At 54.4% G+C, this 12968-nt stretch carries 8 protein-coding genes; 3 read left to right on the forward strand and 5 right to left on the reverse strand.

The features are described 5' to 3' along the window. The first annotated feature begins 118 nt into the window (after positions 1-118). From FCL42_RS02210 to FCL42_RS02220, 3 genes are all read left to right on the forward strand, one after another. Positions 119-1195, forward strand: a complete 1077-nt coding sequence (locus FCL42_RS02210) for an efflux RND transporter periplasmic adaptor subunit (protein ID WP_136861731.1) — start codon at positions 119-121, stop codon at positions 1193-1195. Further along, complete coding sequence (locus FCL42_RS02215) at positions 1195-4317, forward strand: efflux RND transporter permease subunit (RefSeq protein WP_136861732.1); 3123 nt, start codon at positions 1195-1197, stop codon at positions 4315-4317. The genes FCL42_RS02210 and FCL42_RS02215 overlap by 1 nt, the downstream gene beginning before the upstream one ends. Positions 4318-4468: 151 nt before the next feature. Continuing rightward, on the forward strand, positions 4469-6001 hold the full coding sequence (locus FCL42_RS02220; protein WP_136861733.1) for a Calx-beta domain-containing protein: 1533 nt from the start codon (positions 4469-4471) through the stop codon (positions 5999-6001). Here FCL42_RS02220 and FCL42_RS02225 read toward each other — a convergent pair. The 5 genes from FCL42_RS02225 to FCL42_RS02245 form a co-directional block, all read right to left on the reverse strand. Continuing rightward, positions 5952-6122 carry a DUF2897 family protein gene (locus FCL42_RS02225; RefSeq protein WP_136861734.1) on the reverse strand — a complete coding sequence of 57 codons (171 nt, stop codon included), beginning with the start codon at positions 6120-6122 and terminating at the stop codon, positions 5952-5954. The genes FCL42_RS02220 and FCL42_RS02225 overlap by 50 nt on opposite strands. A gap of 154 nt (positions 6123-6276) precedes the next feature. Next, on the reverse strand, positions 6277-7746 hold the full coding sequence (locus tag FCL42_RS02230) for an efflux transporter outer membrane subunit (RefSeq protein WP_136861735.1): 1470 nt from the start codon (positions 7744-7746) through the stop codon (positions 6277-6279). Beyond that, entirely contained in the window at positions 7739-10786 is a 3048-nt protein-coding gene (locus FCL42_RS02235; protein WP_136861736.1) for an efflux RND transporter permease subunit, read from the reverse strand. The genes FCL42_RS02230 and FCL42_RS02235 overlap by 8 nt, the downstream gene beginning before the upstream one ends. 13 nt (positions 10787-10799) lie before the next feature. Continuing rightward, complete coding sequence (locus FCL42_RS02240) at positions 10800-11894, reverse strand: efflux RND transporter periplasmic adaptor subunit (protein ID WP_169308254.1); 1095 nt, start codon at positions 11892-11894, stop codon at positions 10800-10802. 84 nt (positions 11895-11978) lie between these two features. Continuing rightward, positions 11979-12875 carry a LysR family transcriptional regulator gene (locus tag FCL42_RS02245; protein WP_136861738.1) on the reverse strand — a complete coding sequence of 299 codons (897 nt, stop codon included), beginning with the start codon at positions 12873-12875 and terminating at the stop codon, positions 11979-11981. Positions 12876-12968 lie beyond the last annotated feature (93 nt).

A 12968-nucleotide genomic window follows, 5' to 3' on the forward strand; every position in this document is an offset into this window, starting at 1 on the left:
TCGTTACGAATTCTGTGGAAATGACCGGATCTAGCCACTGCGAATCCCGTAGCTAATTGTTACCCTAGTTCACAATTTAGAGTCGCAATAATAACAATTCGCTCCAGGGCAGGACGACATGAAACGAACCTTACTTGCAATCACCTCACTTGCCGTCGCCATTGGCGGTGCCATCTATTACAAAGAATCCCAACAATCCAGTGCGGCAAAATCCGCACCCAAACGAGGCACGCCAACCGTGGTGGTGGCCAATGTTGCCCAGGAAACCATGCGCCAAGCAGTCGAAGCGCTGGGAACGGTAAAGGCCCGCGAATCAGTGGTGCTCTCAGCCAAAGTCACCGACACCGTGGAAGAGGTGCATTTTGAAGATGGCCAAGGGGTAAACTCCGGTGCCCTATTGCTTACCTTGCGTGATGGTGAGCAGCAAGCCAAGCTACGCGCGGCCAAAGCCAATCTAAAGGAGCAGCAGCGAGAGTATGACCGCATCAAAGATCTGGTGGCTAAGAAAACCGTGGCCAGTTCGGAGCTAGATCGCTTATCTACCTCCATCGACGTGGCGCGGGCCAATCTCGCTCAATATCAGGCGGAGTTAGATGCGCGTTTTGTGCACGCGCCATTTAGTGGCGTGTTGGGCTTTCGCCGAGTCAGCCCAGGAACCCTAGTGACTCCAGGCACAGAGATCGCCACTCTAGATGACATCGAAGTGGTGAAGCTGGACTTCCCCGTGCCAGAGCGATTCCTGTCTCAGTTGCAGCCGGGCCGCAGTGTTGAAGCCAGCAGCCGCGCCTTTCCTGAACGCATCTTTACCGGCAAGGTGGTCAGCGTCGACAGCCGAGTTGACCCTGATACTCGCTCTGTCGTCGTGCGAGCGGAGGTCAGTAACGACGATCTGGCACTTCGTCCCGGCATGTTGATGACCCTGAAACTCATCACCGAGCAGCGCCAGACCACCGTGGTGCCTGAGGAGGCGCTGATTCCGCTTCAAGATCGCCAGTACCTGTTTGTGGTCAACCGCGACAGCAAGATTGAACAGCGGCAGGTGGAGGTTGGGCTGCGGGTTCGCGGCAAAGCCGAGATCCTCTCTGGCGTTGAGGCTGGCGAAACCGTGGTAACTCGAGGCATCATGAAGGTTCGCCCTGGCCAGCAGGTTAACACGCGCGACAGTGAGCGCTTTAGCGTTCAAGGAGTCGGCTAATGGTGTTAACCGATCTGTCGGTCAAGCGACCGGTATTTGCTTCGGTAATCAGCTTGCTGCTGATCGCCTTTGGTTTGGTCTCTTTTGATAAGTTGCCCCTGCGAGAATACCCCAACATCGATCCGCCTATGGTGGAGGTGTCCACCAACTACACCGGTGCTTCGGCGGCGGTGGTGGAAACTCGCATTACCCAGCTGATTGAGGATCGCATTGCCGGCATTGAGGGCATCCGTACCATCAGCTCCTCCAGCCGAGATGGCCGCTCCTCCATCAACCTTGAGTTTAACATCGACCGAGACATCGATGCCGCCGCCAACGACGTGCGTGACCGTGTCTCAGGGCTGTTGGATAACTTGCCGGACGAAGCCGATCCACCTGAAGTGCAAAAAGCCTCCGGCAGTTCTGAGGTGATCATGTGGCTGAACCTACAGTCTTCTCGCATGGATACCTTAGCGCTTACCGACTACGCCCGCCGCTATCTGGTGGACCGCTTAAGTGTGATTGATGGCGTGGCCAACGTTCGCGTGGGCGGTGGCCAAGTGTATGCGATTCGCATCTGGATTGACCGTCAGGCTCTGGCGGCGCGAGGATTGTCAGTCAGTGATGTTGAAAGCGCCCTTAGGGCCGACAATGTAGAGCTACCTGCGGGCAGCATCGAATCTGAAAATCGTCACTTTTCGGTGCGGGTTCAGCGCAGTTTTCTGGAGCCGAAGGACTTTGCCAAGTTGGTGGTGGGACGGGGCGATGATGGTTACCTGATTCGATTGTCCGACGTTGCTCATGTGGAGCTGGGTGCCGAAGAGGAGCGCATCTCTTTCCGAGGTAATACACAGCACATGATCGGCCTTGGGGTGACCCGTCAGTCCACAGCCAACACGTTGGAAGTGGCAAGGTCGGTGCATAAACTGGTGGACGAGCTTAACCAAACCCTGCCCGATGGCATGTCGATTCAGCGCTCTTATGACGCCTCGGTATTTGTGCAGGCCTCCATCGATGAGGTTTACACCACGCTGTTTATTGCCATGAGCTTGGTGGTGGTGGTGATCTATCTGTTCCTTGGCAGTGTGCGCGCCATGTTGATTCCGGCGGTAACGGTGCCGGTTTCGTTAATGGCCACCTTTATCGTGCTTTACGCCTTAGGGTTCTCCATCAACCTGCTGACGTTGCTGGCGATGATTCTGGCCATCGGCATGGTGGTGGATGACGCCATTGTGATGCTGGAGAACATTCACCGCCGAGTGGAAGAGGGCGAATCGCCTTTGAAAGCGGCGTTTCTCGGTGGTCGTCAGGTGGCCTTTGCCGTGGTGGCCACCACCTTAGTGTTGATCTCCGTATTTATGCCGATCACCTTCTTAGAAGGCGACCTGGGCAAACTGTTTCGGGAGTTTGCCATTGCCATGAGCGCGGCGGTGGCTTTCTCCTCATTGGTGGCGCTGACCTTAAGCCCGATGATGTGCTCAAAGCTGCTTAAGCCTGCAGAGCAAGACAGCTGGCTGGTTCGCAAAGTCGATGCCGGTGTTGAAGCGATGAAACGCGGCTATCGCAACAACATCATTCAGTGGATGGCTAAGCCCTATTTGGTGATTGCCATAGTTATCGCGGCGTTCAGCGGCAGTGGCTACTTACTGACTAAGGTGCCGTCGGAGTTTGCGCCGAAAGAGGACCGCGGCTCCATGTTCGTGATGATTAACGGCCCTCAAGGGGCGAGTTACAGCTTCATGAAGGATTACATGGATGAAGTTGAGCATCGCCTGATGCCCTTGGTGGAATCTGGTGAAATTAAGCGTTTGCTGATTCGTGCACCTCGTGGCTGGGGCAGCTTGCAGGATTTCTCTGGCGGCATGGCCATCATCAACTTGGAAGATTGGGGGCAGCGTCGCAGTGCCTTTGAGATCATGGGCGACATCCGTAGCCGTTTGTCGGACCTCAACGGCATTCGCGCGTTTCCGGTGATGCGTCAGGCCTTTGGTCGAGGGGTGAACAAACCGATTCAGTTTGTGATTGGCGGTGGCAGTTACGAGCAGTTGGCCGAGTGGCGAGACCTCATCATGGAAGAGGCCAAGAAAAACCCTAACCTAGTTGGTCTTGACCACGACTACAAAGAGACCAAGCCGCAACTGCGGGTGGTGATCGATCGTGATCGTGCTGGTGACCTTGGGGTGTCGGTGACCGAGATTGGCCGGACTCTGGAATCGATGCTGGGCTCGCGCCGAGTGACCACTTTTGCTCAGGCGGGCAAAGAGTACGATGTGATCATCGAAGGCCAGCGTGAGAATCAAAATACCGCGGCGGATTTGAGTAATCTCTACGTCCGCTCCAGTAGCAGCGGTGAGCTGATCCCATTGGCCAATCTGGTTCGGGTGGAGGAGTACGCCGATGCGCCTCAGCTTAATCGTTACAACCGCATGCGTTCCATCACCATTGAGGGCAATTTGGCGGATGGGTATACCCTAGGCGAAGCGCTGGACTACCTGAACGCCATCGTTGCCGAGCAGCTGCCAGTGGACGCGGTGGTGAGTTACAAGGGCGCATCTCGGGACTATCAGGACTCCAGCAGCGCCATTGTGTTTGTGTTTGGACTGGCGTTGGCGGTGGTGTTCTTGGTGTTGGCGGCTCAGTTTGAGAGCTACATTCACCCGCTGGTGATCATGTTAACCGTACCTTTGGCGACTTTTGGTGCCTTGCTGGGCCTCTATTTCACCGATCAGAGCCTCAATATCTACTCTCAGATTGGCATCATTATGTTGGTGGGGCTGGCGGCGAAAAACGGCATCTTGATCGTGGAGTTTGCCAACCAATTGCGGGACCAAGGGGTAAAGTTCGAAAAAGCCATTGTGGAAGCGGCGGTGCAGCGGCTTCGACCTATCTTGATGACTGGGGTAACCACTGCCGCTGGCGCTATTCCGTTGGTGTTGGCTTCTGGGGCTGGCTCGGAAACCCGCTTTGTCATTGGTGTGGTGGTGTTGGTTGGCATCTCGGTTGCCACGGCATTTACCCTGTTGGTGATTCCAGTTGTCTATAATCTGTTGGCTAGATACACCACTTCTCCAGAGTTCGTGGCTAGGCAGTTAGATCAAGAGTTGGCAGAAGATGAAATTCATCTTCTTAAGCGCCGCAGTTAACACTGAAAAGTTTATCCTTTAGGAAAGGCCAACCCGTAACAGGTTGGTCTTTTTAGTTTTAATTCCTTTAATTTGCTTTGGAGTTGGATATTTGAACTAGCCTTAACTCTTGTCTCCCTAAATTTTGGCTGGGGGCAAGTGTGGAGGTGGCATGAAGTATCCGTTACTGGTTCTGGTGTTCGTTACACTGGTGTCATTCATTTCATTGACCTCGTTCGAGGCAGAAGGCACATCCCTTGAAAACGACGCGATTGTCGATTTTGATAAGTTACGGCAGTGGCAGCACAGGCCAACCCCTTTAATTCAGGCGGCCACAGGTAATCAAGCGGATCTGATTGTATATGTGCCTGATTGGGTGTCGCCGATGCCAAGCTTTGGTTTTATTGAAGCGATGGCAGAGCAGGGCATCGCCGCAACCAACCAAGCGTTTTCAGACTCTCAAATTGATCTGGAGCTAAGGTTAGTTGGCGTGTTGCCCGTCACCCTTGAACCGAGTATGGACTCCAGCGCGCTGTTGACAGAATTTGCCAATAACCAGAGCGTCAACGCCGCCTTGAGTCGATACTACGGAGCCGATCTGGCGCTGCTGTTTGTGCCTTCAATGAGTGATGCCGCCGGAATTGCGTTTTTGCCTGGGAATCACTCGGTTGTTAGTTACTCCGGTTTTCCTGATCAGATCCGTAACGCCATCTTCTCCCATGAGATAGGTCATAACTTTGGTGCCGGTCACGAGGGCGTGGCAACCAGCTTGGCTGATTATGGGCACGCCATCGATTGTGGCTTTGGCGTGACGGTAATGTGGTCGACCGTCAGTCCCGGTACGCTTAACAGCTTCTCTAACCCCAATCTGTCCTCGCCCATTGGGTGTGGAGATGCCGCTGCTGCAGATAACGCCCGAGTACTGCGTGAGTCCACCAGTTTTATCACCAACACCAATGCCGCCAATACGCCTCAGGGCAGCGTCGAGTTTGAACAAACCTCTCAAAGCGTGATGGAGGGCAATGCCGTGGAAGTGGCGTTGACCCGAGACGATTTTAGTGGCCCTGCTGCGGTTACTGTGGCATTGAACCGAGATGATGGCTCCTCGGCGCTGTTTGCGGTTAATTTTGATGCTGGCGAACAGGAGGCGTCTCTGTTTTTCACTGTGGATGGCGATGGGCAGGTGGGCGACCGATTGTGGCGATTGCAACTGCATTATCCATCTGGGGCGTCACTAGGCGCAAATCAGCAACTGAGCTTGGTGGTGTCCGACTCTGGGGATGATCAACAGCCCGGACGAATCGAGTTTGGGCAAGACGATTATCTGGTGACGGCCGGTCAGGTATTGCCGGTGACTTTGGTGCGCCTCGGTGGCAGTCAAGGACCATTGAGCGTACGTCTTCAGACTCAAGATGGCAGTGCGGTCGCTGGTCAAGACTATACGGCGGTGAATCAGCAAGTGACCTTTGCGGATGGGCAGATGAACCTAACAACCAACATCAGTACTGCTCTCTCTGGTGCGAATCGTGACTTTGTGCTGCAACTCATCGCCGCTGACGGCAGTGTGGAGAGCGCGAGAGTGGTGCTGGGTGAGCCAGTGACCCCCACCGACTCAGGCGGTGATGGTGGCGGTGGAGGCAGTCTAGGCTGGGCCGTTATGCTTCTGGCTTGGATGGGGTATCGTCGTCGCCGTCCTCTTTCTTAGGCAAAGTAGGCTTACCGAATTGAGGCATCTTAAAGTTAGCGGTGTGTTTTAACACCATGATATTACTGACAATGACACCAAGAATGAGGGCGATCAGTAACCAAGCTTCCCAGTTTTCCATGTTTTACTCAGGCGGTAGGTTCAATGCCATTAAGTTTACCATAGCCACCGAATTAAGTGATGAACCGGAAATTGGGTAAAAAAAGGGCCGGCATAAGCCGGCCAAAGGTACGGGGAGTGATGCAAAAAGAAGACCCCGTGGAACGAACTTGATGTTATGCGCCTTCCTCCTCGGCTTGGGGGGCGTTGGTGCCCCAAACGCCTCCCAAGGATTTGTACAGCGTCACGAGCAGCTGAGCTTGCTGGGTTTTGGCTTGCAGCAGCGCCGCATCGGCCTGATGCAGATTGACTCTGGCTTGCAGGTAATCCAGCGGGCTGACTAATCCAGCCTGTTCTAGGGTGTGGGTGCTGGCGACCGCATCGGCGACCTTATCTCTGGCGGCTTGCACCTGTGCTAACTGCAACTCGCTATTGCCATAGGCGGTTAGCAAGGTTTCTACCTCGCCAAAGGCATTAAGCAGGGTGCGCTGGTAGTCCATGGCCGCAATGTTCACTTCCGCTTCGGCAACCGCTTCTAATGCGTCACGTATCCCGCCGTCAAACAGGCTCCAGTTCATGCCCGCGCCAAAGGTCCAGGCGCTGCTGCCGCTGGCAAACAGTTCGCTGAAATCCGATGACACCACCCCTGGGGTTCCTGTCATGTAGAAGCTTGGGTACTGGCGAGCAATGGCGACGCCCAGTTCCGCGTTGGCGACTTTCATTTGGCGCTCGGCGATGCGAATGTCTGGGCGACGGTTAAGCAGCTCAGATGGCAAGCCCACGGGGATAACCCCTTCCACTTGAGGCAGAGGTTTGACTTCACTGAGCTCCTCAAGCAGCGCCGACGGTGATTGGCCCACCAGTATGCTCAGGCGGCGAGAGTGCACATCGATAACGCTGTCCAGTTGGGGCAGCAAGCTGCTCACACTAGCCAGTTGTGATTCAATTTGAGCCTGCTCAATGTTGGACGCGAGACCGCTGGCGTGCAGAGCGTCAACCTTCTGCTTAAGCTCCAGCAAGTCTTGCTGCTGCAAGCCGATCAATTGCTTTTGCTGCTGAGCACTGCGCAGTTGCAGGTAGTTATTGGCCACGGCACTGACCACTAGAAGCCTGGTGCCATCGGCGAGAATCTCGACCTGTTCGGCACGGGCATCTGAGGCTTCAATAAGGCGCGCAGTTTTGCCGAATAGATCCGGCTCCCAGCCAACGGATGCGCCTAGGTAGGTGGCATCAAAATGGCGCGACACCAAGGGCATCCCCAAAGGTTGTCCCCCCACCATTGGGTTTCGCAGAGGCCCTCCCACAGGACCTTGTTCGCTGAGCATGCCGGCGGTGTAGCCCATGCCTAGGCCCACTTGCGGCAGATTGGTGGCGGAGACCGCTTCGCGATAGCTGCGTGCTAACTTAACCCGCTCTTGAGCTGACAGCAGCATGAGGTTGTCACTCATTGCTTGGTCAACAAGACGGGTGAGCATTGGGTCTTCAAACTCCTGCCACCAACTCTGTGTTACCGCACCGGCGCTTTGGTTGTTGGCCAGTTGCCACTGTTCTGGTTGCCATTCGGCAGTCTCTGGGGCTTGGTAATCTGGGCCAACCATGCAGCCGGTCAACGCCAGTGATAAGCTTAGGGCGATAAGGTTACGCATCAGCTTGCTCCTGATTTTGGACGCGATACAGCACGGCGTAAATAACCGGCATGATCAGCAAAGTTAAGAAGGTGGCGACGGTCAAACCGCCAATGATTGTGGCAGCCATAGGCCCAAACAGAGGGTCCCACCACAGGGGAATCATCCCCAGTACCGTGGTTAAGGCAGCCATGCTGATGGCCAAAGTACGGTTCACGGCAGACTCAACCAGAGCATCGAATGGGGAGCGACCTTTGGCCAGCTCCAGATTGATCTGATCCATCAATACCACGCCGTTTTTAATGATCATCCCAGTCAAAGAGATGAGTCCCACCAGTGCCATAAAGCCATAGGGCATATCCGCAATCAGCAACATAGGAACGACTCCCATCATTGCCAAAGGGATGGTCAGAACGATTACCATTGGCTGTTTAAGGCCATTGAACATGGCGACCATGAGAATCAGCATAATAATGCCGGATTTTGGCAACTGAGTCAGAATGTCGATGACAGTGCGCTGTTCTTCGTAAAATTCGCCGCCCCACTCAAATTGATACCCAGTAGGCAGCTCGATGGCTTCAATTTGCTCGGCGATCTCTTGACGCGCTTGAGAAGCGAACATTCCCTCTACATCGGCTTGAACCGACATGGTGCGCAGGCGGTTTCGACGCCAGATTTGACCCTCTTCAAAGCCCAGTTCGAAGCCGTCAACCACCTGACCCATGGGGACTGAGGTTGGCCCTAACAGAGGCGTTACAGGTAGGGTAAGCAGATTGCTGAAATCGTTACGCTCAGAGTCCGGCTGACGTACCAATACCGGCAGGCGGTCGTCACCATCATAGATGTTGGCCACCAGCAGACCGTCGGTAGCGCGGGACAGCGCCAGATTGACATCGTTGCGGGTCACCCCGGCAAGACGGGCTTGTTCCTGGTTAAATTGCGGTACCAATACCTTACTCGGTTGACGCCAGTCATCGCGGATGTACTGCAGGTTAGGGTGGGCTGCCATGATGGTTTTGGCTTGCTCAGAGAGTTGGCGCAAAACCACAGGATCGGGGCCGGAGAAACGGGCTTCGATGTTGAACTTGTCAACGGTGGCCAGTTTCAATGGGCGAAAGCGAGGGTCCGCATGGGGAAACTGCGCTTTCAAGAATGCGTTGCCACGGCGACGCAGTTCAGGGATCTGCTCAAAGTGCTGCAGGTTCACCAGAATTTGACCGTAAGCGGGGTCGTTAGGCTCTGGTTCATAGGTTACAGTGAAGCGAGGTGCACCACCGCCAATGAAGCTGGCAATGCTTTCCACTTCTGGCTGTTGCAGTAGCCAATCCTCAATTTTTGCCATGTCGGCAGCGGTTTGCTGAATGTCACCGCCCTGAGGTAACCAATAGTCCACAAAGGTGATGGCGCGATCGGAGCTTGGCATAAAGTTCACGGTGACCTTGGTGATCAGTATGCCCGTTAGAGCGAGGCCAGCAGCAATCACCGCCAAAGCTTTAAAGCGATGAATGATGATGGTGGCGATTACCGATTTGGCTTTTAACTGCCACGCCGGAACGGCATCGGCGTTGTCGCTGAGTTTGAAGAACTTCCAGCACATCAGCGGCGTGATGGTGATGGCGATGATCCAGCTTAGCATCAGGGAAGATGCCATGATTTTCACCAGGTCGATGGCAAACTCGGCCGCTGCGGTTTGGCTCCATAACACTGGCATGGTGGAGGCGATCGCAATCAGCGTTGCGGCCAGCAGTGGCACCGCGGTCTCTTTGACGGAGTCCACAGCTGCTTGAGTGCGCTCGATTTGCTGACGCAGTTTGGCGATAAACAGATCGGTAATCACGATGGCGTTGTCCACCAACATACCCAGCGCCAGAATGAAGGCACCAACGGAAACTCGGTGCAGATCAATCTTGGCTATCAGCATGTACACCAAGGTCAACAACAGCGTGATCATCAGGCTCATGCCTACAATGCCAGCGCTGCGCCAGCCCATGAAGATCCACAGCACCGCCACCACGATCAGCACGGCGCTGATGAGGTTGCCGGTAAAGTTATTGACCGACTTTTGCACCTCATCGGGCTGGAACACGATGGTTTCTACTTTTACGCCTTGAGGCACCTTGGCTTCAAAATCCGCAATCGCTTGTTTCAGACTTTCACCAATGGCCACCACGTTGATGCCATCTCGAGGGTTGACGGCAACGGTGATGGCACGGTCTCCGTTAAATCGGCTCATGGACAGTGGCGTTGGGCTGTCGGTCTCATAGACTTTGGCAACGTCCCCAAGGCGGATGCGACTCTCATCCAAAGAGCCAATGCCAGCACGAAGAATGAGGTTTTCCACCGCGTTAACCGAGTCCAAGGTGTCGGTCTGAGCGAGGCGAATGCGTTCGGCGCCTAGGGTCATCTGCCCGGGGTGGCTGACTAGGTTCTGGCTTTGAAGTTGATCAAACAGCTGAACTGGCGTGAGGTTGTATTTGGCTAGATCCGCTTCGCTGACTTCCACATAGATTGAGCGCTGCAACTGCCCTTGAAGGATCACCTTGTTGACGCCGTCAACGGACTTTAGGTCACGCTGGAATATTTCCGCGTAGTGGTTGAGCTCACGAGCTGGGATGCCATCGCCAGTTACGGCAAACAGCATGCCGTACACTTCGGAAAACTCATCGATCACAACGGAAATTTGCGCCTCTAGGGGCAGCTCCAATTTGACGTCAGCCACTTTTCGGCGCAATAGATCCCATTGCTGAGGGAGTTCCTCACCGGTGGTGGTTTCAATTAGCTCCACAAACACCATGGATTGACCGGGACGACTGACCGAGCGTAGCTTCCACAGCAGGCCCATCTCCTGAAACTTTCGCTCCAGTACATCGGTGACTCGGGTTTCGACCTCTTCGGCGCTGGCACCTGGGTAGAGGGTGACCACCGCTGCGGTTTTAACGGTAAAGGCGGGATCTTCCAGTTTTCCCAGCGCAAAATAGCCATACAGGCCTAAGATACACAGCAACGTCGTCAGAAAACTGGCGAAGAAGCGTTTATTGATGGTTAAACTTGCTGGATTCATAAACAGGCTCTTACTACAGCTGCGGACGTAGGTTATCGGCAATGATCTGACCAATCGGTTGGCCGGGCTTCATGTAAGCGGCACCCGCCGTGATCACTTGATCGCCAGTTTTGAGTTGACCTGCCACACGGATCCATTGTCCCTCGTAGCCCAGTACTGACACCCTCACTTGATGGTTGACCTGATCTGCGACCACATTAACCCAAGCGTGTTTCTCATCCCCTTGCAGGGCGCTGCTCGGCACAAGGAAGCCTCTTTGGCTTTGGGTTGGCAGCTTAAGCGTCAGGTTGCCAGATTGTTCTGGCCAAGGGTTGCTGGGCTGCTGGCTCAGCTGTCCAGTCACGGTAAAGCTGCGAGATAGGGTGCTGGCACTGCGAGCCACTTCGGTGATGGTCAGCGAAAGTGGCGCGGGCTCTCCGGCAATGGTCAACTGGGCGTTGGCGCCAAGGGTCACTTGAGAAGCCAATTGATTTGGCAGGCTGAACTCCACCTGATAGCCATCTTGCCCATGAAGTGTCATGACTGAGATGGCTGGAACCACTTGCTCGAAAGTGTCGATATACACACTGGCAACCACAGCATCAAATGGGGCTTTGAGAGCACTGTATCTCAGGGCATCTTGCATCATCTGCAGTCGTTGGCGTACCACGGTAACAGAGGCTTCGGCGCGCTCGACTGCGGTATTGGCACGGTCCAGTTCCACCTTGGCGATGGCGTTGCCCTGATTGGCTTGCTCAACGCGAGCACGCTCTTGACGCGCTTGGCGGGCTTGGGCTTTGGCTTCAATCAGGCGAGCTTGATATTCGGCGATCTGAACCTCGAAATCGTGCGGGTCGAGGTTCATCAGTGGCTGACCTTTGGTAACCAACTGACCCTCTTCCACCTCGATGTTGGCGAGGGTGCCGGGAACTCGGAAAGACAGCTCCGCGTGCTGCTTGGGGACCAGCTTGGCGGGAAAGGAAAGAGACTGATGGTTTTGAGCTTCCTCAAGGGTGATCACTTTCACCGGACGAGGGCTTTTGTCCGCCTGGATGTCACCTTGAGGCTGACATCCTGCGAGTAGGGCGACGCTCAGGGCGACGGCGCTTAAAGAGTGTTGGAATTTCATAAATCGCATCTTCACAGATTGGGTGATGATGTAATGTTAAAATTCCTCTGTATTCTGATAAATCGTCTTCAAAGAGAATGAGTTTTACAAAAAATGATAAAAAGCGGGATCCAGTCGAGCTTCTTCCATGATGTAGTCAACAAAATCACTCACTAAACGGCTGACTCCTTGACGGTTTGGGTACACCAGCCAGATGGGTTCGCCCTGTTCGTCACTGTGTTCAAACAGTTGCACCAGCTCTCCAGATTGGATCAGTGGCGCGGCGAGAATGCTGGGTTGAAACGCTATTCCATGACCGCTCAGCACCAGCTCGTCAATCATCGATTGTTGATTGACGATGTAATCGCCGCTGACTTTTACTCTTGATTCTTTGTCTACCTGCCAATGATCATCGATTAGGCCATTGGGCATACGGAATAAAATGCAGTTGTGATTCGGCAGATGCCAGGGGGTTTCTGGGTGGCCGTGGGTTTCTAGGTAGCTGGGAGAGGCAACCACAAGGCGGCGAAGTATGCCCAAGCGGCGGGCCACCATGCTGGAGTCTTTAAGCTCTCCAATGCGAACCCCGAGATCAAAGCCGTTTTCCACCAGATCCAGTTCGCGGTCGGAGCTCACCAGATCAAAGGTTACCCCAGGGTTGCGTTTCTGGTAGCGCTGCAGGGCGGGAAGCAGCAAGTTAGAGTCGGGGAACAGCTGAATTCGCAGGCGGCCTCGCAGTTCCGACTGTGCCCCTTGAAGGTGCTGCATGGTCTCGTTTAGCTGCACCAACAGCGCGCGAGTGCGGTTGTAAAATAGCTGACCAGAATCGGTGATTCGCAGTTGGCGGGTGGTGCGTTGAAACAGCAGAAAACCGATCTCCTCCTCAAGCAGTTTGATTCGGCGGCTGACGTTGGCCACCGGCAGATCGCTGATGTTGGCGGCTTGAGTAAAACTCTGGCAATCGGCAACCAGATGAAACAGTTCAATGTCTTGAGTTTTCATAGTCCGGAATCGTTAAGGTAGGATAAGCAGCATCATAGACATTAGTGTAACACCCGAAGCTGTTTGTTTACTGAATATCAACGAGGTTTTACA

Origin of the sequence: Ferrimonas aestuarii (assembly GCF_005116665.1) — a bacterium.
GTDB lineage: Bacteria > Pseudomonadota > Gammaproteobacteria > Enterobacterales > Shewanellaceae > Ferrimonas > Ferrimonas aestuarii.

Excerpts from the sequence above, each read along its gene's own strand:
- FCL42_RS02210 (WP_136861731.1), top strand. The coding sequence starts at position 119 with ATGAAACGAACCTTACTTGCAATCACCTCACTTGCCGTCGCCATTGGC.
- FCL42_RS02215 (WP_136861732.1), top strand. The coding sequence starts at position 1,195 with ATGGTGTTAACCGATCTGTCGGTCAAGCGACCGGTATTTGCTTCGGTA.
- FCL42_RS02220 (WP_136861733.1), top strand. The coding sequence starts at position 4,469 with ATGAAGTATCCGTTACTGGTTCTGGTGTTCGTTACACTGGTGTCATTC.
- FCL42_RS02225 (WP_136861734.1), bottom strand. The coding sequence starts at position 6,122 with ATGGAAAACTGGGAAGCTTGGTTACTGATCGCCCTCATTCTTGGTGTC.
- FCL42_RS02230 (WP_136861735.1), bottom strand. The coding sequence starts at position 7,746 with ATGCGTAACCTTATCGCCCTAAGCTTATCACTGGCGTTGACCGGCTGC.
- FCL42_RS02235 (WP_136861736.1), bottom strand. The coding sequence starts at position 10,786 with ATGAATCCAGCAAGTTTAACCATCAATAAACGCTTCTTCGCCAGTTTT.
- FCL42_RS02240 (WP_169308254.1), bottom strand. The coding sequence starts at position 11,894 with ATGAAATTCCAACACTCTTTAAGCGCCGTCGCCCTGAGCGTCGCCCTA.
- FCL42_RS02245 (WP_136861738.1), bottom strand. The coding sequence starts at position 12,875 with ATGAAAACTCAAGACATTGAACTGTTTCATCTGGTTGCCGATTGCCAG.